Annotated in this window: 16 protein-coding genes; 10 read left to right on the plus strand and 6 right to left on the minus strand. The window is 73.6% G+C overall.

The genetic code is table 11. The features are described 5' to 3' along the window. Window positions 1–23: 23 nt before the first annotated feature. The 4 genes from OG553_RS18840 (at window position 24) to OG553_RS18855 (ending at window position 7,471) form a co-directional block, all read left to right on the plus strand. Window positions 24–1,259 carry a hypothetical protein gene (locus OG553_RS18840; RefSeq protein ID WP_405980100.1) on the plus strand — a complete coding sequence of 412 codons (1,236 nt, stop codon included), beginning with the start codon at window positions 24–26 and terminating at the stop codon, window positions 1,257–1,259. Beyond that, on the plus strand, window positions 1,256–5,275 hold the full coding sequence (gene eccCa, locus OG553_RS18845) for a type VII secretion protein EccCa (protein ID WP_405980101.1): 4,020 nt from the start codon (window positions 1,256–1,258) through the stop codon (window positions 5,273–5,275). The genes OG553_RS18840 and eccCa overlap by 4 nt, the downstream gene beginning before the upstream one ends. Before the next feature lie 4 nt (window positions 5,276–5,279). Next, window positions 5,280–6,692 (plus strand): DUF6177 family protein, encoded by a 1,413-nt coding sequence (locus tag OG553_RS18850; RefSeq protein ID WP_405980102.1) that lies wholly within the window; start codon window positions 5,280–5,282, stop codon window positions 6,690–6,692. Between the two features lie 164 nt (window positions 6,693–6,856). Then, window positions 6,857–7,471: a hypothetical protein gene (locus OG553_RS18855; protein WP_405980103.1), complete on the plus strand. Its 615-nt coding sequence runs from the start codon at window positions 6,857–6,859 to the stop codon at window positions 7,469–7,471. Between the two features lie 24 nt (window positions 7,472–7,495). Here the strand turns inward: OG553_RS18855 and OG553_RS18860 are convergent, their stop codons facing one another. Both OG553_RS18860 and OG553_RS18865 read right to left on the minus strand, forming a co-directional pair. Further along, entirely contained in the window at window positions 7,496–8,173 is a 678-nt protein-coding gene (locus OG553_RS18860) for a response regulator (protein WP_405980104.1), read from the minus strand. 42 nt (window positions 8,174–8,215) lie between these two features. Next, window positions 8,216–9,418: a sensor histidine kinase gene (locus tag OG553_RS18865; protein WP_405980105.1), complete on the minus strand. Its 1,203-nt coding sequence runs from the start codon at window positions 9,416–9,418 to the stop codon at window positions 8,216–8,218. A 107-nt stretch (window positions 9,419–9,525) separates the two neighbouring features. On the opposite strand from OG553_RS18865, the gene OG553_RS18870 reads away from it, so the two are divergent. Beyond that, window positions 9,526–10,512 carry an SAM-dependent methyltransferase gene (locus tag OG553_RS18870; protein ID WP_405980106.1) on the plus strand — a complete coding sequence of 329 codons (987 nt, stop codon included), beginning with the start codon at window positions 9,526–9,528 and terminating at the stop codon, window positions 10,510–10,512. 110 nt (window positions 10,513–10,622) lie between these two features. On the opposite strand, the gene OG553_RS18875 is transcribed toward OG553_RS18870, so the two are convergent. Both OG553_RS18875 and OG553_RS18880 read right to left on the minus strand, forming a co-directional pair. After that, on the minus strand, window positions 10,623–12,173 hold the full coding sequence (locus OG553_RS18875; protein ID WP_405980107.1) for a M28 family metallopeptidase: 1,551 nt from the start codon (window positions 12,171–12,173) through the stop codon (window positions 10,623–10,625). A gap of 179 nt (window positions 12,174–12,352) precedes the next feature. Continuing rightward, window positions 12,353–13,477, minus strand: a complete 1,125-nt coding sequence (locus OG553_RS18880; protein WP_405980108.1) for a DUF5937 family protein — start codon at window positions 13,475–13,477, stop codon at window positions 12,353–12,355. 187 nt (window positions 13,478–13,664) lie between these two features. Between OG553_RS18880 and OG553_RS18885 the strand changes: the two genes are divergently transcribed. Both OG553_RS18885 and OG553_RS18890 read left to right on the plus strand, forming a co-directional pair. Next, window positions 13,665–13,874, plus strand: a complete 210-nt coding sequence (locus OG553_RS18885; protein ID WP_405980109.1) for a hypothetical protein — start codon at window positions 13,665–13,667, stop codon at window positions 13,872–13,874. A gap of 580 nt (window positions 13,875–14,454) precedes the next feature. Continuing rightward, window positions 14,455–15,299, plus strand: a protein-coding gene (locus OG553_RS18890; protein WP_405979536.1) for an IS5 family transposase whose coding sequence is annotated in 2 segments (ribosomal slippage) — window positions 14,455–14,785 and window positions 14,785–15,299 — 846 coding nt in all. Because the reading frame shifts where the segments join, the coding sequence is not laid out codon by codon here. Window positions 15,300–15,359: 60 nt separating this feature from the next. On the opposite strand, the gene OG553_RS18895 is transcribed toward OG553_RS18890, so the two are convergent. Both OG553_RS18895 and OG553_RS18900 read right to left on the minus strand, forming a co-directional pair. Continuing rightward, entirely contained in the window at window positions 15,360–15,755 is a 396-nt protein-coding gene (locus tag OG553_RS18895) for a hypothetical protein (RefSeq protein ID WP_405980110.1), read from the minus strand. A 768-nt stretch (window positions 15,756–16,523) separates the two neighbouring features. Further along, window positions 16,524–17,645 (minus strand): threonine aldolase family protein, encoded by a 1,122-nt coding sequence (locus OG553_RS18900; protein WP_405980111.1) that lies wholly within the window; start codon window positions 17,643–17,645, stop codon window positions 16,524–16,526. Window positions 17,646–17,833: 188 nt separating this feature from the next. Between OG553_RS18900 and OG553_RS18905 the strand changes: the two genes are divergently transcribed. From OG553_RS18905 to OG553_RS18915, 3 genes are read left to right on the plus strand one after another with little or no spacing between them, the layout of a single operon-like run. Next, entirely contained in the window at window positions 17,834–18,748 is a 915-nt protein-coding gene (locus tag OG553_RS18905) for a Rossmann-like and DUF2520 domain-containing protein (RefSeq protein ID WP_405980112.1), read from the plus strand. Further along, window positions 18,745–19,752: a pantoate--beta-alanine ligase gene (gene panC / locus OG553_RS18910; RefSeq protein ID WP_405980113.1), complete on the plus strand. Its 1,008-nt coding sequence runs from the start codon at window positions 18,745–18,747 to the stop codon at window positions 19,750–19,752. The genes OG553_RS18905 and panC overlap by 4 nt, the downstream gene beginning before the upstream one ends. Beyond that, window positions 19,749–21,485 (plus strand): L-aspartate oxidase, encoded by a 1,737-nt coding sequence (locus tag OG553_RS18915; protein WP_405980114.1) that lies wholly within the window; start codon window positions 19,749–19,751, stop codon window positions 21,483–21,485. Before panC ends, OG553_RS18915 begins: the two co-directional genes overlap by 4 nt. Window positions 21,486–21,487: the final 2 nt, after the last annotated feature.

A 21,487-nucleotide genomic window follows, 5' to 3' on the forward strand; every position in this document is an offset into this window, starting at 1 on the left:
GTTGCTACTCAGACATGTCAGACATGAGCATGAACCAGCGTCGTGACGACTGGCAGGCCGGCGTCCTCGGCGACCTGACCGGCACCCCCCAGGCCGCCCCGGCCCCGCAATCCGCCCAGGGCCCCCAGGCTCCGCAGTCCGCCCAGGCGCCGCAGGCTCCCCCGGCGTCCCAAGGCCCCCAGGCCCACGAGGCACCCGCCGCCCCCCTCCCCGTGCAGCCGCACGCCCCCGTCCCGCAGCAACAGGCGGCCCCGCAGCAGGCCGCGGCACCCGCCCCGCAGCAGGCGTACGCCCGGCAGTACACCCCGCAGGCCCCCCAGGCCCGCGCGCCCGAGACCGTACCGGTCCCCGGCTCCGAAGCCCCCGCCGGCCGGCCCCGCCACGGCGACCCGCTGGCCCGCCGCACCCTGCGCACCCTGCGCGGAGCGCTCGGCTCCTCCGTCGCCAAGGCCGTCGCCGCCGAGACGGAACTCGCCACCCAGGTCCAGCAGCCCGTCACCACCGGCCGCCAGATCGTCGTCACCAGCATCCGCGGCGGCTCCGGCAAGACCACCGTCACCGCCCTGCTCAGCCGCACCTACAACCACTTCCGCCACGACCCGGTGCTCACCCTGGAGGCCGACGCCGCCCTCGGCACCCTCCCGGTCCGGCTCGGCGTGCCGTCCCTGCGCTGGACCTGCGCGGACCTCGCGCAGATCGTCCGCCCCTCCATGCAGCTCACCGACATCACCGGCTACCTCGTCCCGCTCCCCGACGGCGGCTGGCTGCTGCCCGGCAGCCAGGGCCGCATCGGCGCCCAGGTCGACGTCGCCACCTACCGGACCGTGATGGTCGCGCTCCGCCGCTACTTCGGCGTCACCGTCGTCGACTGCGAGACCCTCCCCGGCGAGGTGGCCCGCACCGCCCTCGACACCGCGCACGCCCGCGTGCTCACCGCCCCCGCCACCACCGAGGGGCTCGTCTCCACCCACGCCGTCCTCGACTGGCTCGGCTCCCTGCCGGTGCCCGTGCTGCCGCGGACCGTCGTCGTCCTCACCGTCCAGGCCCCCCACCCGGCCGTCGACCTCGGCAAGGCCGTCGAGAAGCTGCGCGCCACGGGCGCGGGCGTCGTCGTCCTGCCCTACGACCGCCACCTCGCCTCCGGCGGCGCCGTCAAGTCCGAACTCCTCGGATTCCAGACCCGGGAGGCCGCCATGCGGCTCGCCGCCGACGTGCTCCAGCGGGCCGTGGCCCTCCCGGCCTCCGGTGCCGCCCGGTGACCCAGCAGCTGATCCACCGCCCGGCCCGGGGCACGATGCCCCCCGCCCCCGCCCAGCCCCACGCCGTCGAGGCCCCGCCCAACCTGCCCGAGGGCAAGATCGGCAGCCCCGCCACCGCGCTGCTGCCGATGGCGGGCGTGATGGGCTCGGTCGTGATGATGACCGTCATCCGCAACAGCCAGTTCGCCGCCGTCGGCGCGATCGTGCTCGTCTTCGCGCTGATCGGCGCCGTCGCCCTGTTCTGGTCCCAGCGTGGCAAGGCCCAGCGCACCCGCCGCGCCCAGCGCGAGCGCTACCTGGAGTACCTGGAGGAGCAGCGCGAGGAGCTCGGCGCCCGCGAGAAGGCGCTGCGCGACGAGGCCCGCCGCCTCAACCCGCCGCCGGAGGCCCTGTACGACCTCGTACGCGACCCCGCGCGGCTGTGGGAACGGCGCCGCACCGACCCCGACTTCCTGCGGCCGCGCCTGGGCACCGGCGCCGTCGCCGTGCAGGAACTCTCCCTCGCGTCGGGCGCCGGCGGCGTACTCACCCCGCCCGACCGGTTCATGCTCAACGAGGCCGGCGCCCTCATGGCCCGCTTCGGCCGGGCCAGCGACTTCCCGCTGACCGTCCCCCTCGACCGGGCCGGCAACGTCAGCATCGTCGGCGACCGCGCGGGCGTGCTGCGCGTCGCCCGCGCCCTGCTCACCCACACCGCCGTCCTGCACGCCCCCGACGACGTCGCCGTCGCCCTCGGCGTGCCCGGCGACCGGCTCGGGGACTGGGAGTGGGCCAAGTGGCTGCCCCACGTCCTCGACCAGCAGGAACAGGACGGTCCCGTCGCCGCCCGGCGGATCGCGCCCAGCCTGCCCCAGCTCGCCGCCGGGGTCCTCGCCCCCGACCTGCGCCGCAGGGCCTCGTACGCGGCCGAGGTGCGCCGCGGCCTGTCCGACAAGCGCGCCCTGCGCCTGGCCGGCCGGCTCCTCGTCGTCAGCGACGAGTACGGGGAGAACGCCGTCGAACTGCCCCGCCCCGACACCGCCGTGGGCCTGGCCGACATGAACACCACCGTGCTGCACCTGCTCGCCGAGCAGGTCCACGAGCCCGACGAGGTGGCCATACGGATCACCGTCGACGGGCCGGACGGCAGCCACGTCACCGTCCGCGACCTGCGCACCCCCGGGGCCCCCGCCGCCGAGGGGATCAGCGACGCCCTCGGCCCGGCCACCGCCGAAGGCCTCGCCCGCATGCTCGCCCCGCTGCGGCTGTCCGCCGAGTCCGTGGCCGAGGGCACCCCCGTCTCCGGACCGGTCGACTTCATGGGCCTGCTCGGCATCGCGGACCCCGCCGCACTCGACGTCAAGCGGATGTGGGCGCCGCGCGGGGAGCGGGACTTCCTGCGCGTCCCCATCGGCATCGACGACCGGCACGGCCCGGTCCTCCTCGACCTCAAGGAGTCCTCGCAGCTCGGCATGGGCCCGCACGGCCTGTGCGTCGGCGCGACCGGCTCCGGCAAGAGCGAGCTGCTCCGTACGCTCGTCCTCGCCCTCGTCGCCACCCACTCGCCCGAGGACCTCGCGATGGTCCTCGTCGACTACAAGGGCGGAGCCACCTTCGCCCCCTTCGAGAAGCTCCCGCACGTCGCCGGCGTCATCACCAACCTGGAGAACCAGGCCGGGCTCGTCGAGCGCGTCCACACCAGCCTCGCCGGCGAGGTCAAGCGCCGCCAGCAGGTCCTCAAGGACGCCGGGAACGTCGCCGACATCGGCCACTACGCGGTCCTGCGCGCCGAGAAGCCCGAACTGGAGCCGCTGCCGCACCTGTTCGTCGTCATCGACGAGTTCGGCGAACTCCTCACCGCCAAACCCGACTTCATCGACCTGTTCCTGTCCATCGGCCGCATCGGCCGCTCCATCGGCGTGCACCTGCTGCTCTCCAGCCAGCGCATCGAGGGCGGCAAGCTCAAGGGCCTGGACACCTACCTGTCGTACCGGCTGGGCCTGCGCACCTTCTCCGCCGACGAGTCCCGCACCGTCCTCGACACCACCGACGCCTTCCAGCTGCCGCCGCTGCCCGGCTTCGGCTACCTCAAGGTGGACACCTCCACCTACACCCGCTTCAAGGCCGGGTACGTATCCGGCCGCTACCGGGGCCCGGCCGCCGCCCTCGACGACACCGACCGCGGCCCGCTCGCCCTGCCCTACCCCACCTTCAACACCCTCCGGGACAGCACCGGCCCGGCCGAGCCCGCCGAGGAGAAGCCCACCGCCACCGCCCGCGAGACCGGGCCCAGCGTGCTCTCCGTCATCGTCGACCAGCTCGCCGACGCCGCCCCGCCCGTCCGCCGCATCTGGCTGCCGCCGCTGCCCGACGCGACGCCCCTGGACGCCGCCGCCGGACCGCTGTCCGTCACCGAACGCGGACTCCGGCTCGCCGCCGCCCGCCGCACCCCCCTCAAGGTGCCGCTCGGCGTCCTCGACGACCCCGCCCGCCAGTGGCGCGGACCCTGGGAGCTGGACCTGACCGTCGCCGGCGGGCACACCGCCGTCACCGGCGGCCCCCAGTCCGGCAAGACCACCCTGCTGCGCACCCTGGCCCTGTCACTGGCGCTGACCCACACCCCGCAGGACGTCGCCGTCTACGGCCTCGACCTCGCCGGGGGCGGCCTCGCCGCACTCGCCGGACTCCCGCACGTCGGCGGGATCGCCGGCCGCGCCGACCGCGAACGGGCCGCCCGCACGGTCGCCGAGGTGCGGGCCATGCTCGCCACCCGCGAGGAACTGTTCCGCGAGCACTCCATCGACTCCGTCGACCAGCTGCGCCGGCTCCGCTCCCAGGGCCGGCTGCCCGAACTCGCCTCCACCGACATCGTGCTCCTCGTCGACGGCTACGGGGCCCTGCGCGAGGAGTTCTCCGAACTCGACGACTCCGTCACCGACCTCCTCAAGCGGGGCGGCGGCTACGGCATCCACGTCGTCGCCGGCATGCTCCGCTGGAACGACGTGCGGATCGCCAACCAGTCCCTGTTCGGCGGCCGCGTCGAACTGCGCCTGGGAGACCCCTCCGACTCGGCCATCGACCGCAAGCTGTCCGAGACGATCTCCCCGGACACCCCGGGACGCGTACTCACCGACGGCAAGCTGTTCGCCCAGACCGCCCTCCCGCGCATCGACTCCCGCGCCGGGAACACCGACCTGGCCGCCGCCCTGGAAGAGGCGGCCGGCACCGTCCGCGCCACCTGGCACGGCGAACTCGCCTCCCCCGTACGGGTCCTGCCCGCACGGCTGGCCGCCGACCGGCTGCCCACCGCCGACGAGGAGCCGTACCGGATCCCCGTCGGCGTGGACCAGGACGTCCTCGCACCGGTGCTCCTCGACCTCTTCGGCCAGGACCAGCACCTGCTGATCCTCGGCGACGACGAGTGCGGCAAGACCAACCTGCTCGCCCTCGTCGCCCGCCAGCTCATCGCCCGCCACGGCGAGGAGGAACTGGTCTTCGCCGTCTACGACCCCAGGCGCGGACTGCGCGGCGTGGTCCCCGAGCCCTACCGCGGCGGCTACGCCCACAACGCGAAGATCGCCACCGCCCTCTCGGTGGGCATCGCCAAGGAACTCGACAAGCGGCTCCCCGAGGACGGCATCGACCCCGACGCCGAACCGGGCGAGGGCCCCGGCTTCGCCGGACCGCGCATCGTGGTCCTCGTCGACGACTACGACATCCTCACCACCGCCGGACAGCAGCCCCTCCAGGCGTTCGTCCCCTACCTGCCGTCCGCCCAGGACATCGGCCTGCACTTCGTGATCGCACGGCGCGTCGCCGGCTCCTCCCGGGCCCTGTACGAACCGCTGATGACCACCCTGCGCGAGTCCGGCACCACCGCCCTCGTGATGAACGGCGAACGCTCCGAAGGCCAGCTGTTCCCGCAGCTGTACGCGAGCGCCCAGCCGCCCGGCCGCGGCACGCTGGTCCGGCGCGGCCGTCCGCACCAGATCGTCCAGACCGCCCTCGCCGGCACCCCGACCCAGGAAGCGCCCTGACACCGTGACCAAGGACGTCATCGCCCTCACCGCCAAGATGCCCGACACCACCGCCCTGATGGTGGCCCTGACGGCGGGCGGCGCGGACCTCGACGCCCAGGCCGTCGGCGAAGGCGCCGTCATCCAGCTGCTCGGCGCCGCCGGGCGGCCCCTGGTCTCGGTCGAGGCCCCCGTGCTCGTACAGGTCCCCGGCGAGGTCGAACGCCTCCTCGGGACGCCCTCGGCCACCCCCGTCTGGTGGACGGAGACCCGCGCCTCCACCGCCGTACCCGAGGCGGCCCCCCTCGCCGGGGCCGTCGCCGGACGCCTCGCCGAGGTCCTCGGCGGCACCGTCTGGCCCGAGGGCGCCGGACACCTGACGGTCGTACCGGTCACCTCCGAGGCATCGGCGGCACCCGCGCCCGTCGGAGCCCTCCCGACCGTGGACGTGGTCACCGAATCCACCGCCGTCGTCCTCGCCGACCGGCCCCTCATCGGACTGACCGCCTGGCTGTCGGACGTCCTGCGCACCACCACCGGATTCGGCGCGGCCCTGCACGTCGTCACCCCCGACCACTGCCGGCTCAGCCTCCCGCTGCGCACCGCGCTCGCCGGGGCACCGAACCGGTGGGTGGTCCAGGACCCGGCCTCCGGGTACTACGACGGCCTGTCCGGCGCGGTCCTGGCCTGGCAGGACGGCACCTTCGCCCCGGTCCGCGACCAGGCGGGCGCCCCGGCCCTCGCCGCCGCGTTCCGGCGGGCCGAGGCGTCGGGGGAACGCCGGCTGACCCTGCAGTTCCGAACCGAGCACCCCGCCGAGGAAGCGCTCCTGGTCGGCCGCTCCCTGGAGGCCGCCTGGCGCACCCTGACCGGCGGACCGCCCGCGGGCTGGGGCACCGCCGAGCCGGTGAACCTGCCCTGGTCGCCGCGCCAGCTCACCGACCTGGCCCGGGGCCGCGCGCCCGAGCCGACCCTCGTCACCGCCGTCGGGTCGCCGGAGCGGCCCGCGCTGGCCACGGTACGCGTGACCCGCACGGCCGCCGGGGTCGAGGAGGACGTCACCCTGTCCCTGGGGTACGGGCCCGCCGAGGAGGTGCCCCTGGCCGCGCTCGCCGGTCTGGCGGAGGAACTCGTCTCCGGGCACGGCCTGGTCAGCATGCTGGCCTCCCTCGGGCCCGGTCGGCGCGACCTCAGCCTGACCCCGCGGGTGTCCGTACCGGCGGTCCCGGTGTCCTTCACCCTGGGCGGGAACGGCGTGGCCGAGGCGACCCTGACCCATGCGCGGCGGCCCCCGCTGGAGGTCCAGCCCGTCCAGGTCGGACCGCGGCGCAGGCCCGGCCTGCACTACCCGCTGGGCGACGGCGCCGACCCGGCGGCGTGGGAGTCCCTGTCGGTGCTGCTGACCCACCTGCGGACGGCGGTGCCGCCGCTGCCGTAGGCGGCCGCCGTAGCCAGGGTGGCGGCGGGCCGGACGTGGGCTTGTGTACGGCAGCCGTGGTAACTCCGTGCACACAATATGAATCTGACGGTTGCTCTGGGTAGTGCAGGTCCGGACGGACCCTCGACCCGGTCCGCATCTCGCAACCGAAGGACAGCACCCCCATGAAGCTCTCCCGCACCGCACGCGTCGCCACCCCCGCCCTGGCCGCCCTGGCCCTGACGATGGCCCTCGCGGGCCCGGCCTCCGCCGACCCCGCCCTGGTGACGCGCAACGGCAGCCAGATCCTCTTCACCGCGCAGCCGGGAGAGACGAACACGGTCGAGTTCCGCATCAGCGGCGGATTCCTCGAAGTGAACGACGCGACGGCCGTCCTGATCCCGGGACCGGGCTGCGTCCAGGCCGGAAACCCGAACACGGTCCGCTGCGGCCAGGCGAACACGGTGGCCCGCATCCTGGCCACGCTCGGGGACCGGAACGACGAGGCCACCAACAGTACGTCCATCCCCAGCGACCTCATCGGAGGAGAGGGCTTGGACCGCCTCGTCGGCGGAACCGGCCCCGACCGCCTCCTCGACTCCGACGGCTGGAACTTCTCGGGCTTCTCGGGCAACACCTTCAACGGCCGTGAGGGCAACGACACCATCCTCAGCCGCAACGGCGGCTTCGACCGCATCGAATGCGGCGAGAACCCCGGAGACCTCGACGTCCTGCTCGCCGACCAGGCCACCCTCGACTTCGTAGCCTCCAACTCCTGCGAGTTGATCCAGCGCGGCTGACCCGTCCCCGAGGGGCGGCGCGGGCTACCCCGCCCCGCCGCCCCCGGCGCGCACCAGGCCCGTCTCGTACGCCAGCACCACCACCTGCACCCGGTCGCGCAGGCCCAGCTTCGTCAGGATCCGGCCCACGTGCGTCTTCACCGTCGCCTCCGACAGCACCAGCCGGGCCGCGATCTCCCCGTTCGACAGCCCCTGCGCCACCAGCAGCATGACCTCGCGCTCGCGGTCCGTCAGCCGCTCGATCTCCTTGTTCTCCGGCTCCGCCGTCGTCGTCGGCAGCATCGGCGCGAACCGGTCCAGCAGCCGCCGCGTCGTCGAAGGGGCCACCACCGCGTCACCGCTGTGCACCGACCGGATCGCGGCCAGCAGCTCCGCCGGCGGGACGTCCTTCAGCATGAAGCCGCTCGCACCCGCCTTCAGGCCCGAGAACGCGTACTCGTCCAGGTCGAAGGTGGTCAGGATGATCACCTTCGGGTGCGTCTCCGGCTCACAGATCCGCCGCGTCGCCTCCACCCCGTCGAGCTTGGGCATGCGCACGTCCATCAGGACGACGTCGACCGCCGTGGCCCGCAGCACCTCCAGCGCCTCCAGGCCGTTGCCCGCTTCGGCGACGACCTCCATGTCCGGCTGCGCGGCCAGCACCATGCGGAAGCCGGTGCGCAGCAGCACCTGGTCGTCGACCAGCATCACTCGGATGGACATCCGTGACTACCTCTACCTCTTGTTGAGCGGTCCCGTGCGGGGCTAACTCTTCTTCAGCGGGAGCAGGGCACTGATCCGGAAGCCCCCGCCGGGGCGCGGACCCGCGTCCAGGGTCCCCCCGACCATACCGATGCGCTCCCGCATGCCGATCAGGCCGTGTCCGGCGCCGTCCGCGCCGCCGTCCTCGTACAGTTCGTGCGCCGCGCCCCGCCCGTCGTCCTCGACCAGCAGGCCGAGCCCGTCGTCGAAGTAGACCAGCCGCACGCTCGCCCTGGCGTCGGGACCCCCGTGCTTGCGCGTGTTCGTCAGCGCCTCCTGCACGATCCGGTACGCCGTCAGCTCCACCCCGCTGGGCAGCCTGCGCGGCGCGCCCTCCACCTCGAAGTCGACCGTCAGCCCCGCCGCCCGCACCTGCTCGACCAGCACCTCGATCTGCTCCACGTCCGGCTGCGGCACGTAGTCCTCGGACTCCTGCGGCTCGCCCGTGCGCAGCACGCCCAGCAGCCGGCGCATCTCGGCCAGCGCCTGCCGGCCGGTCCCGGAGATGGTCTGGAGGGCTTCCTTGGCCTGGTCCGGTGCCACGTCCATGACGTACGCGGCCCCGTCCGCCTGGACCACCATCACCGACACGTTGTGCGCGACGACGTCGTGCAGCTCGCGGGCGATCCGGGCGCGCTCGGCGGCCACCGCCACCTTCGCCTGCGCCTCGCGCTGGTTCTCCAGCCGCTGGTTGCGCTCCACCAGCTGCGCGTAATAGGCGCGGCGGGTGCGCAGCGAGTCGCCCATCACCCAGGCGAGGGCGAACGGGACCATCATGAAGAGGACGAAGAGGACCTCCTCCGTCCCGCTCGACGTCTTGTCCACGCCGAAGCGCAGGAAGTACAGCGGCGAGGCCAGCAGCCCGGAGGCGAGCGCGGCGCGCGAGACCCAGCGCGGGACGTCGGCGGCGGCCACCGTGAACAGCACCACCAGCATCGCGACGTCGCAGAACTGCATCTCCTGCCCGATGGCCAGCTGGTAGACGCCGGCGCCGACCGACAGCCAGAACATCGGCACGGTCCACCGGCGGCGCAGGGCCAGGGCGGCCGTCAGCGCGCCGACGACGGGCACGGTGGCCAGCCGCAGGGCGGTGCTCTGCCCCTCGGCCCCGGCCACGTTCATCATCGAGATCCCGAAGAAGAGGACAGCCCAGAAGCTGTCGACGCCCGTCGGGTGTCTGCGGATGAAGTCGTAGAGGCGCTGCACGTAACCCAGAGTAGGGAAAGGAAATAGGTGCTGGAGTCAACCACAGGTGCGATCCCTGCGACGGGGGAGTACTCCCCAAGGTGGAGGGTCGCCTTAACCTGTGGGTGATGAGCGCTGAGGGTGAGGTCAGGGGGCCGGTCCGGTGGCGGGCCGCGATGGAGGCCGCGCTGTACGGGCCCGGCGGTTTCTACGTGCGTCCGGGCGGGCCGGGGCCCGCCGGGCACTTCCGGACCTCCGTGCACGCCTCCGCCCTGTACGCGGGGGCCGTGGCCCGGCTGCTGGAGTGGGTGGACGCGGAGCTGGGCCGGCCCGGGCGGCTCGACCTGGTCGACATGGGGGCCGGGCGGGGCGAACTGCTGGCCGGCGTCCTCGCCGCCCTGCCCGCGGAGACGGCGGCGCGGGTGAACGCGTACGCGGTCGAGCGCGCGGCGGAGCCCGCGGGGCTGGACCCCCGCATCCGGTGGGTGGCCGAGCCGCCCGAGGGGACGACGGGCCTGCTGTTCGCGAACGAATGGCTGGACAACGTACCGCTGGAGATCGCCGAGGACGGCCGGTACGTCCTGGTCGCCCCCGACGGTACGGAGGCCCCCGGCGAACCCCTGGAGGACGCCGACCGGGACTGGCTCCGGCGGTGGTGGCCCGGCGCGGCCGGACCCGACGGCGGCCGGGCGGAGATCGGCCGGGCCCGCGACGAGGCCTGGGCCGCGGCCGTCGCCACCCTCGACCGGGGCCTCGCGGTGGCCGTGGACTACGCCCACACCCGGGGCGCCCGCCCCCCGTACGGCACCCTCACCGGCTTCCGCGACGGCCGCGAGACCGCACCCGTCCCGGACGGCGGCTGCGACGTCACCGCGCACGTCGCGCTCGACGCCTGCGCGGGACCGGGCGCCGGCCTGCTCACCCAGCGCGCCGCCCTGACCGCCCTCGGCGTCTCGGGCGGCCGGCCGCCGCTGGCCCTGGCCTCCACCGACCCGGCGGGCTACGTCCGCGCCCTGTCGGCGGCGGGCGAGGCGGCGGAACTCACCGCGCGCGGGGGCCTGGGCGACTTCGGCTGGCTGGTCCAGCCGGTCGGCATCGGGCCCTGGCCGGGGTAGCTCCGGCCTCCCCCCGACACGGCACGGCACGTCACGGCACGGCACGGCACGGCCGAGGGGCCGGCCTCCCGTGCGGGAGGCCGGCCCCTCGTGTGTCCTGCTGGTGCTGCCTACTCGGTGACGTCGTGGTCGTGGCCCGGGCGCAGACCGCCGCCGTTGCCGGAGCCGGTGGACGGCTTCGGGGTGACCGGCTGCGTCAGCGGGGCCAGGTCCCAGGCGTAGTGGCCGACCGCGTTCGCGATGACGTCGACGTTGATGTCGAGCGCCTTCTGGTCGATGTTGTTGATGTCGTCGCCCTTGCCGTGGTAGTTCGGGTCGTAGGCGACGCCCGCCTGACCGCCGAACTTCGCGGCCTGCTCCGGGGTCTTGATGCCCTCGGCGCCCGTGTCCGTACCGCCCGACGGGATGCCGGCCTCGATGAACGGGCCGTAGTCCGAGCGGCCGGTGAAGTCACTGCCCTCGTGCGGGATCTTCTGCGTGTCGAGGAAGTCGGTGATCTGCTTCTCCAGCTGCGCCGAACCCTCCGGGCCGGGGCCCGAGCCGACCTTGTCGGAGTCGTCGCCGTCGTAGACGAAGTACGCCGAGTTCGGCGAGGCGATCATGTCGAAGTTCAGGTAGAGCTTGATCTGCTTCTTCTGCTCCGGCGTCAGCGAGGCCACGTACGCCTCGGAGCCGAGCAGGCCGAACTCCTCCGCCGACCACCAGGCGAACTTCACCTTGTTCTTGATCTTCTTCTGCTCGCTCGCGAGGCGCTGCGCGACCTGGAGGATGCCCGCCGAGCCGGAGCCGTTGTCGTTGATGCCCGGACCGGCCGCGACCGAGTCCAGGTGCGCGCCGAGGAAGACGGTGTTGTTCGGGTCGCCGCCCTTGGTCTCGGCGACGACGTTGAACGTCTTGCGGTTCTCGCGCAGCTCGCGGACGTCCAGGGTCAGCGAGACGGGACCCGCGGCCGCTTCGGCGGCGAGCTTCTCGCCGTCCTCCTGGGAGATGCCGCCGGTGGGCACCTTGCCGGCGTTCGCGTCGCCGAGGGTGCCGTTGAGGGCGCCCGCCGTGTTGTTGTAGATGACCGCGCCGACCGCGCCGGCCGCCGCCGCGTTCGCCTGCTTCGCGGCGAAGGTGCAGCCGCCGCGCTTGATGAGCGCGATCTTGCCGGTGAAGGCGCCGGCCGCGAAGTCCGTGGGCTCGCAGCCGGTGGTGCCGTCGGCGTCGACGGGGGTCACGGCGACGGGCGCGGTGATGCCGCCCTCCGGGCCGCTGGCCGTGTACGTCATCAGCTTGAGGGGCACGTCGCGGCCGGTGGCGCCGTTGACCTTCAGCTTCTCGGAGATCGTCTCGACGTACACGAAGTCGAACTCGTGGCGCGAGACCTGGTACCCGGCACCCTTCAGCACGGCCTCGACGTACTGCGCCGACTGGGCGTGGCCCTTGGAGCCGGCCACGCGGTTGCCGTTGTTGTAGTCGGCGATCGACTGGAAGACCTTCAGGTGGTTGTTGGCGCCCTTGCCCGTCGAGTCCTTGACCAGCTTCCTGGCCAGCGCGTCACCGCGGGCGGCGTCGCTCTGCGGGCTCGTCGCACCGGCCGGACCGGCGAGGAGCAGCGGGGAGACGAGGGCCGCGGCCGCCAGGACGGCGGTGGCTGTGGCTATACGGCGAGAGGGCATGAAGGTCCTTTCACAGCAGGAAGCGTCTGTGGGGGAGGCGTGGCGTGGTGGACGCACGTTAAACACCAAGAGGCGCCCCTCGCCAGAGTTTTCACTGCTTCCGGTTTGTGAAATCCGGATATCGGTACCTCTGATGAGGGGCGAAATCCGGCCACCGTCCGATCGTCGGGCAGAACCGCTCAGCGCAGGATTCCCTCGATGAAATCGGAACCTATCCGTGCGACCACGGACAGATCCAACTGGTGCTGCACATAACGCCCCTGGCGGCGGGTGTGCATCAGCCCCGCCTTCTTCAGCACGGCCAGGTGCCGGGACACCTCAGGCGCGGATATCCCGTACACGCGCGCCAGCTCGCTCGTCGTGTACGGGGCGCGCGCCAGACTGCGGCACAGCATCATCCGCATCGGGTGCGCCAGCGCCTCCATCCGGCGCTGGAGCAGCTCCACCGAGCCCGGCCCGGAGGCCAGTTCCGGCGAGTCCAGCGGGTAGTGCACCACCGGCCGCCAGCCCGGCGCGTGCAGCACCAGCAGGTGCGGCCAGCCGAAGTTCGTCGGCACGAACAGCAGACCCGGCCCGACCAGCGGATCGGTGGCCGTGGCCTGCCCGTTGACCATCTTGTCGGCGGTTATCACCGTCAGCGCCTCGTCCACGCTCAGCGCCGAGGACACCTCCCGCAGCACCGCCGGCAGCCCCTTGCGCCGCAGCACCTCCGCCTTGTGCCGCGCGTCCGCCGTCTGCCGGGGCTCTATGCGCCGCCAGGTCTCCGCGAAGAAGGCCTCGTCGCAGTCCTCCAGCAGCCGCCGCATCCACACCCGGACCCCCGCCGGATCGTCCAGCAGCCGGATCGAGAACTCCAACTGCCGCGGCCCGCGCGCCGCCGCCGTCTCCAGCGCCTTCGCCCGCGCCGCCGCGTCCTTCAACGGGTGCGGCCCGCCGCCCTCGTTGTAGAGCGCCAGCCAGCAGTGCTCCAGCGCGGCCATCACGAACCGCTCGTCGTCCATCCGGTCGAGCACGTCCAGCTCCTCGGCCAGCGTCGCCCCCGGGCGGCCGGTACCGCCGGGGATGCCGGCGAAGGCCATGAAGATGTCCGAGAACGAACTGCGCCACATGAATTCGGCCTCTAGGAGCCGGTCGGCTAGGCAGGGGTCGAGCGAGGCTGTGGTGGCCCTCGTCCAGGACTGGAGCCCCGGGTGATGAGCCGGCTGCGAGAGCGCGTGCAGCGTCATGCAGAGCTCGGCGAGAGGTGACGGGGCGAAACCGATCTGCTCCGCGGGGAGCCCGGCGATGTCGATGGTGACGCTCATCGCCCCATTGTGGCCTCCCGCAGGGTGTGCGGATGGGGCGGGGGACGTCGGAAGCGTACGGGCGGCCGTGCGTCCGTAAGAGGGTTCCCGAGCGGTCCGGCGGGGCATCGCCGCAGGTGAGGGGCGTCGATTGACGGGGAACGTCAATCGGCGAGCGTGCCGCGCCCAACGGGGTGAGGGTGGATGCATGACAGCCATCGAGCAGTACCTCATCGACACCTACCGCGCGGCCCAGCACGGCACCCCCACGCCCCCGCCCCCGGGCCGCGACGACCTCGCCACCCTCCGCGCCCTGCGCACCGAGGCCCAGTTCGCCGCCGTCCTGGACGGCCGCCCGGCCACCCACCCCTGGCTCCACGCCCTGACCCGCCACCTGCACCGAACCCGGGCGTACTGAGCGCCTGCGGCGCGGGCGGGCGGGCCGGTGGCCGGGGGCGGTGCCCCCTGGGGCGGTCTCAGGGCAGGTTTGGGGGTTTCCCGTCAGTCCCATCGTCCTTCCGCGTCGGGCCGGCCTGTCAAGGGCGCTCCCTTCGGTCGCGTCGCTTCGCGATGTCGCTTCGCTCCACCCTTGACAGGCCGACCCGCCCCGGAAAGCCGAAGAACTGCCGGGAAACCCCCAAAAGAACGGTCACGGGGAAGAGGGGGAGGGACGGGTCAGTCAGCGATGAGGCGAGGGGCCGGGCGCCGGCGCGCCGGGCATCCGAGCCCTCAGAAGTCCCGATCCGGGCCAGGGGCGCGGCTACCCGCACGGAAGGTCGATCAGAGCGACCTGCGGAGCCCCCAGCCGCGCCAGATCGCTACGCGCTCCCCATTTCTCGGCGTCCGCAGCCCGTCCGGGGCTGATACCCGCACGAGAAGGCGAACAGAACGGCCCGGGGATCCGGCAGGCGCGACAGATCGCTACGCGCTCCTCAGATCTCAGCGTCCGACGACCGCCTAGGCCGTGTCTTTCGGATCATCGGATCGTTGGTTGATGTGTGTCGTTGACTGATGCCCAGTGGGCCCGCATCGAGCCGTTGCTGCCGGATCGGGCGCCTCGGCGGGGTGGGCGGTGGCGGGATCACCGGCAGGTGATCGACGCGATCGCGTTCAAGTACCGCACCGGGACGCCGTGGATGGATCTGCCCGAGCATTTCGGGTCGTGGAAGGGCGCCCACAACCGGCTGCGGATGTGGGCGGCCGACGGGACGTGGGCGAAGGTCTTCACCGCTCTCCTTGCGCAGGCCGACGCCGAGGGCGACCTGGACTGGGTTGTCGCGGTCGATTCCACGATCGTGCGAGCACATCAGCACGCGGCCGGGGCCCGCCAAAAGGGGCCCCGGCCGGCGAGCCCGCCGACCATGCCCTCGGACGCTCCCGCGGCGGACTGACCACAAAGATCCACCTCGCCGCGGACAGCCGCTGCCGCCCACTCGCCTTCGTCGTCACGCCCGGCCAGGCCGGTGACGCACCCGCGTTCCCCCAGGTCATGGCCCAATTACGAGTACCCCGACGGACCGGCCGCCCCAGGACCACGCCGGACGTGGTCCTGGCCGACAAGGCCTATTCATCCCGGGCGATCCGCCGTCATCTGCGGCGGCGCGGGATCCGGGCGGTGATCCCGCAGCCCGCCGACCAGGCCGCGAACCGCAAGCGCCTCGGCCGACACGGCGGCCGCCCGCTGGCCTTCGACCGCGAGGCCTACAAGCAGCGGAACACCGTCGAGCGGTGCATCAACAAGCTCAAGCAGTGGCGCGGCCTGGCCACCAGATACGACAAGACCGCCACCATCTACCTCGCCGGACTCCACCTCGCCGCCATCTTCATCTGGTCAGCAAGGTGATCCGAAGGAAACGGCCTAGGGCTGGACGTATCCGGCGATGGTTCCGTCCGGGCGGTGCGACTAAGGACGTCTGGTCAGAATGCAGTGGGGATCGTCGTTGTCCTCGTCGCCCACCCGGGTCCAGAGCATCAGGGTCTTCCCGTGCTGCCAAACGGCGAGGTCGTCGGTGACGTCGTCCCCCTTGGGGCCTTGGGCGTCGAACTTCCGCGCGACGGCCGCCCCCGACTCGCTGCGCTTCCAGGTGCCCGTTCCCGACCGGGGTCCGTCCCAGTTCCAGTCCGAGGCGCCCGTCCAGTCGCCACACACCTGGTTCGCGAAGAACGTTCCGTCCGGCTTGAGCGCCAGGATGCCGCCGTACTCGTCGGTCCACGTGGTCGCGAGTTCGGCCTGCGACAGCCCGACGGCTTCGCCCTCGGGCGGCGGCCTGTTCCAGATCCTGCCGCAACCGGTGAGCACGAGAGTCGCAGCAAGGAGAACAAGCGCGGACCGGCAGGAACGCAGCACACTCCACCCCCAGCGGTTTCCAGAGAGATCAAGGACGCGGTCCGCAGCCTGACATAGAGTTTGAACGCGTTCAAGTTCGAGTGGTCATCGGATCCCCGTCGGATCTCCGAGCTGCTCTGTTCGTCTTCTGGTGCAGGTATCAGCCATAGGCGGTCGTCGGACGCTGAGACCTGAGGAGCGCGTAGCGATCTGGCGCGCCCACCGGCTCCATGGGCTGCCCTGTTCGTCCTCTGGTGCGGGTATCAGCCCAGGACGGTCGTCGGACGCCGAGATGTGAGGAGCGCGTAGCGATCTGGCGCGCCTGGGGGCTCCGCAGGTCGCTCGGGTTGCCTTTTGGTGCGGGTTGTCGCGCCCCTGGCCCGGGATCGGGACTCCTGGGCGCCCGGATGCCCGGCGGGCCGGGCCCCGGCCCCGTCGCCTCAACGCTGACGAGGCCGCCCCTCTCCTCCTCCCCCGTGACCGTTCTTTTGGGGGTTTCCCGGCAGTTCTTCGGCTTTCCGGGGCGGGACGGCCTGTCAAGGGTGGCCGAAGGCCATCGCGAAGCGACGCGACGAAGGAGCGCCCTTGACAGGCCGGCCCGACGCGGAAGGACGATGGGACTGACGGGAAACCCCCAAACCTGCCCTGATCCCGCCCGGGCCGGACACCGCTCCCCGGGTCCCGCCCGGCGTCCATGGGCACCGACCGGCCCCCACCGGCGCCCCTTAACCCCTAAACCCCCTAAACCCGCGCCAGGAACCCCGCCGCCGCCTCGCGTACGTCCTCCGGGGTCCACGTCAGGCCCGGCTCCGTGATCTCCAGCTCCGTCACCGAGAGGCCCGGCGGGCCCTCGGCGCTCCACCGCCGGAAGAGCGCCGTGCCCGTTTCCTCCGCCAGGCGGGCGCCCGCCTCCGTGAGGCGGTCGGCCTCGTACGGGAGCCACACCTGGAACTGGTGCGTGTGCGGGACCTCCGGGTGGACCCGGGACCACGGCACGCCCGCCTCCGCGAAGGCCTCCCGCAGGGCCGCGGCGACGACCCGGGCCTGCTCCACGTACGCCGGCAGCCGAGGCAGCTCCCGTTCGAGCCCGGCCAGGGCCGCCAGGGCCTGGGGGAACTGGCGGAAGATCTGGCCCCCGTACCGGTGGCGCCACACCCGGGTCTCCTCCACGAAGTCCCGGGGCCCGGCCAGGCAGGCTCCGCTCAGCCCGCGCAGCGACTTGTAGAAGGAGACGTACACCGAGTCCGCGAGCCCCGCGATCTCCGGCAGGGGCCGGCCGAAGTGGACGGTGGACTCCCACAGCCGGGCCCCGTCGAAGTGGACGACCGCGTCCCGTTCCCGGGCGGCGTCCACGAGCCCCTCCAGCTCCTCCCAGGCGGGCAGCAGGAACCCGGCGTCGCGCAGCGGCAGCTCCAGCATCAGCGTCCCGAACGGCTCGGGGTGTTCCCGGACCTCCTGCGGGGTCGGCTGGCGCGGCTCCGTCACCGGGTGGGTGGTCCGCAGCCCGGCCAGCGCGGTCAGTGCTCCGCCCTCCCACTGCTCCGGGTGGCTCATGGGGTGCAGGGCCACGACCGGGTTGCCGGTGCGTCCCGCCCAGCAGCGCAGCGCGATCTGCTGGGCCATCGTCCCCGAGGGGAAGAACGCGGCGTCCTCGGTGCCGAGCAGCCCGGCGACCCGCCGCTCCAGGTCGGCGACGACCCCGTCGCCGTAGATGTCCGCCGGGGCGTCCAGGTCGTACGGGGCGTCGGCGAGCCCGGCCAGCAGTTCCCGGACGGTCTCCCCCCGGCCGCCGCCGGTGAGGGCCCGGCGGGCCCCCTTCCAGGCCGCCACCAGCCGCTTCGTCTGCTCCGCGTCATCGCTCATGCCCCAGATCATCGCGGACGGCCCCCCGCCCCCACCCCTGAGAATCCGCGGCCGCCCCCGAAAGCGGCCTCCCGGGGGGCGCCTGGCCCCCCGGCGGGCCTGACCGGCGCCGGGTCGGCGAAAGGGCCTAGCATGGCGACGTATCGTCCGGTACCCCCCCGCGGACTGGAACGGAAGGCCCTCACCGCGTGAACTCAACCCAGGAACCGCGTCCCGCCCGGCTCACCATCGGAGTCGTCGGCGCGGGCCGTGTCGGCCCCGCGCTGGCCCGTGCGCTCCAGCAGGCCGGGCACCGTCCCGTCGCCGTGTCCGGGGTTTCCGACGCCTCCCGGCGCCGGGCCGAGCGGATGCTGCCGGACGTGCCGCTGGTGTCCCCGGCGCAGGTGCTGGAGCGGGCCGAGCTGGTGCTCCTCACCGTGCCGGACGACGCCCTGCCGGGGCTGGTCGAGGGCCTCGCCGAGACCGGTGCCGTGCGGCCCGGGCAGCTCCTCGTGCACACCTCGGGGCGTTACGGGACGGCCGTGCTGGACCCCGCGCGGCGCGCGGGCGCGCTGCCGCTGGCCCTGCACCCGGCGATGACCTTCACCGGGACCGAGGTGGACGTGCAGCGGCTGGCCGGCTGCTCCTTCGGCGTGACCGCGCCCGAGGAGCTGCGGCTCGCCGCCGAGGCGCTGGTCATCGAGATGGGCGGGGAGCCCGAGTGGATCGCGGAGGAGAGCCGTCCACTCTACCACGCGGCCCTCGCGCTGGGCGCGAACCACCTGGTCACCCTGGTCGCCCAGGCCATGGAACTGCTGCGCACCGCGGGCGTCGAGCACCCCGACCGGATGCTCGGCCCGCTGCTCGGCGCGGCCCTGGACAACGCCCTGCGCTCGGGCGACGCCGCCCTCACCGGGCCGGTGGCCCGCGGTGACGCGGGCACCGTCGCCGCGCACGTCTCGGAGCTGCGCAAGCACGCTCCCGCCACCGTCGCCGGGTACCTGGCGATGGCCCGTACGACCGCGGACCGCGCCCTCGCGCACGGTCTGCTCAAGCCCGAACTGGCCGAGGACCTCCTCGGCGTGCTCGCGGACCCCGCCGACCCGAAGGATTCCGAGCGATGACCGGCCCGCTCCAGCTGCTGAACACCGCCGAAGAGCTCCACGAGCTCCCGCGCACCGGCCGCCGGGCCGTCGTGATGACGATGGGCGCCCTGCACGAGGGCCATGCCACGCTCATCCGCACGGCCCGCGAGGAGGTGGGGCCGGACGGCCAGGTGGTGGTGACCGTCTTCGTGAACCCCCTCCAGTTCGGGGCGAACGAGGACCTCGACCGCTACCCGCGCACCCTCGACGCCGACCTGCGGATCTCCGAAGGCGCGGGCGCCGACGCGGTGTTCGCGCCCTCCGTGGACGAGGTCTACCCGGGCGGCGACCCGCAGGTGCGGATCACGGCCGGGCCGATGGGCGAGCGCCTCGAAGGCGCCACCCGTCCCGGCCACTTCGACGGCATGCTGACCGTCGTCGCCAAGCTGCTCCACCTCACCCGCCCGGACCTGGCCCTCTTCGGCCAGAAGGACGCCCAGCAACTGGCCCTGATCCGGCGCATGGTGACCGACCTGAACTTCTCCGTCGAGGTGGCCGGCGTGCCCACGGTCCGGGAGGACGACGGGCTGGCCCTGTCCTCCCGCAACCGCTACCTCGGCCCGGTCGAGCGCCGTACCGCCCTGGCCCTGTCCCGCGCCCTGTTCGCGGGCCGCGACCGGCTCGCCGCGCAGGCCGCGCTGTGCGCCCGCGCGGAGGCGGCCCCGGCGAGCGACGAGCGCGCCACCGCCCTGGCCAGGCTCGGCGAGATCCGCGCCTCCGCCGACGCGCACGCCGTGTCGGCCGCGGCCGGCGGGGGCACCGGCCTGCCGGACGCCGTACGGGCCGCCGCACGGCACGTGCTGGAGGAGGCGGGCCGGCACGAGCCGCCGCTGGTCCTGGACTACCTGGCCCTGGTGGACCCGAAGGACTTCACCGACGTCGGCCCCGACTTCACCGGACGGGCCGTGCTGGCCGTCGCGGCGAAGGTCGGCGCGACCCGGCTGATCGACAACATCCCATTGGAGTTCGGAGCACACGCGTGAGCACCACAGGCAACCCAGGCACCCCCGCCGCCGGTACGGGCATACGGCTGCACGCCCCCGCGCCCGGCTGGGCCGTCGACGCGGACGTCGTGGTCGTCGGTTCCGGCGTGGCGGGCCTGACGGCCGCGCTGCGCTGCGCCGCCGCGGGCCGCCGTACGGTCGTGGTCACCAAGGCGCGGCTCGACGACGGTTCCACCCGCTGGGCGCAGGGCGGCATCGCGGCCGCCCTCGGCGAGGGCGACACGCCCGAGCAGCACCTGGACGACACGCTGGTCGCGGGCGCGGGCCTGTGCGACGAGGCGGCGGTACGGCTGCTGGTCACCGAGGGTCCCGACGCGGTGCGGCGGCTGATGGCGGCGGGCGCCGTCTTCGACACCTCCGCCGAGACCGGCGAGATCGAGCTGACCCGCGAGGGCGGCCACCACCGCCGCCGGATCGCGCACGCGGGCGGCGACGCGACGGGTGCGGAGATCTCCCGCGCCCTGGTCGAGGCCGTGCACGCGGCGGGCATCCGCACGGTGGAGAACGCGCTCGTCCTGGACCTGCTCCAGGACGCGGAGGGCCGTACGGCCGGCGTGACCCTGCACGTGATGGGCGAGGGCCAGCACGACGGCGTCGGCGCCGTCCACGCGCCGGCCGTGATCCTGGCGACCGGCGGCATGGGCCAGGTGTTCTCCGCGACGACCAACCCGGCCGTCTCGACGGGCGACGGGGTGGCGCTGGCGCTGCGCGCCGGGGCCGAGGTCTCGGACCTGGAGTTCGTCCAGTTCCACCCGACGGTCCTGTTCCTCGGTCCGGACGCCGAGGGGCAGCAGCCGCTGGTGTCGGAGGCGGTGCGGGGCGAGGGCGCGTACCTGGTCGACGCGGACGGGGTCCGCTTCATGGTCGGCCAGCACGAGCTGGCCGAGCTGGCGCCTCGGGACATCGTCGCCAAGGGCATCATGCGCCGCATGCAGGAGCAGGGCGCCCGGCACATGTACCTGGACGCGCGGCACTTCGGCGCGCAGATGTGGGAGAACCGGTTCCCCACGATCCTGGCGGCCTGCCGGGCCCACGGCATCGACCCGGTGACCGAGCCGATCCCGGTGGCCCCCGCCGCGCACTACGCCTCGGGCGGCGTACGCACCGACCTGCACGGCCGCACCACCGTGCCGGGCCTGTACGCGTGCGGCGAGGTGGCCTGCACCGGTGTGCACGGCGCGAACCGGCTGGCCTCCAACTCCCTGCTGGAGGGCCTGGTCTTCGCCGAGCGGATCGCCGAGGACATCGCCGCGAACCCGCCCGTGGGCAGCGGTCCGGGCATACCGGTGCCCGCCACCGGCCCGCTCCAGCCGGCCGAGGCCCGGTACGAGGTCCAGCGCATCATGACGGAGGGCGCGGGCGTGCTCCGCTCGGCCGGATCCCTCGCGGCGGCCGCCGAGGCGCTGGAGACCCTGTACACGACGGCCCTGGGCGAGCTGGAGAGCCGCGGCAAGACCGCCGTGCCGGGCGTCGAGACCTGGGAGGCGACCAACCTGCTGTGCGTGGCCCGCGTCCTGGTTGCCGCCGCCCAGCGGCGCGCCGAGACCCGCGGCTGCCACTGGCGCGAGGACCACCCCGACCGGGACGACGCCGCCTGGCGCCGCCACCTCGTGGTGCGGCTGTCGCGCACCGAGCGGCGGGCGCTGGTCGTCACCCCCACCGACTCCGCGGACTTCCCGTCCGTACACCACCCCCTCAGCCTGGAGAAGTGACC

It is taken from the genome of Streptomyces sp. NBC_00158, assembly GCF_045160885.1.
Taxonomy (GTDB): Bacteria; Actinomycetota; Actinomycetes; order Streptomycetales; family Streptomycetaceae; genus Streptomyces.

Coding starts and splice junctions, on each gene's coding strand:
- OG553_RS18840 (WP_405980100.1), top strand. CDS start 24: ATGAGCATGAACCAGCGTCGTGACGACTGGCAGGCCGGCGTCCTCGGC.
- OG553_RS18855 (WP_405980103.1), top strand. CDS start 6,857: ATGAAGCTCTCCCGCACCGCACGCGTCGCCACCCCCGCCCTGGCCGCC.
- OG553_RS18860 (WP_405980104.1), bottom strand. CDS start 8,173: ATGTCCATCCGAGTGATGCTGGTCGACGACCAGGTGCTGCTGCGCACC.
- OG553_RS18870 (WP_405980106.1), top strand. CDS start 9,526: ATGAGCGCTGAGGGTGAGGTCAGGGGGCCGGTCCGGTGGCGGGCCGCG.
- OG553_RS18875 (WP_405980107.1), bottom strand. CDS start 12,173: ATGCCCTCTCGCCGTATAGCCACAGCCACCGCCGTCCTGGCGGCCGCG.
- OG553_RS18880 (WP_405980108.1), bottom strand. CDS start 13,477: ATGAGCGTCACCATCGACATCGCCGGGCTCCCCGCGGAGCAGATCGGT.
- OG553_RS18885 (WP_405980109.1), top strand. CDS start 13,665: ATGACAGCCATCGAGCAGTACCTCATCGACACCTACCGCGCGGCCCAG.
- OG553_RS18900 (WP_405980111.1), bottom strand. CDS start 17,645: ATGAGCGATGACGCGGAGCAGACGAAGCGGCTGGTGGCGGCCTGGAAG.
- panC (WP_405980113.1), top strand. CDS start 18,745: ATGACCGGCCCGCTCCAGCTGCTGAACACCGCCGAAGAGCTCCACGAG.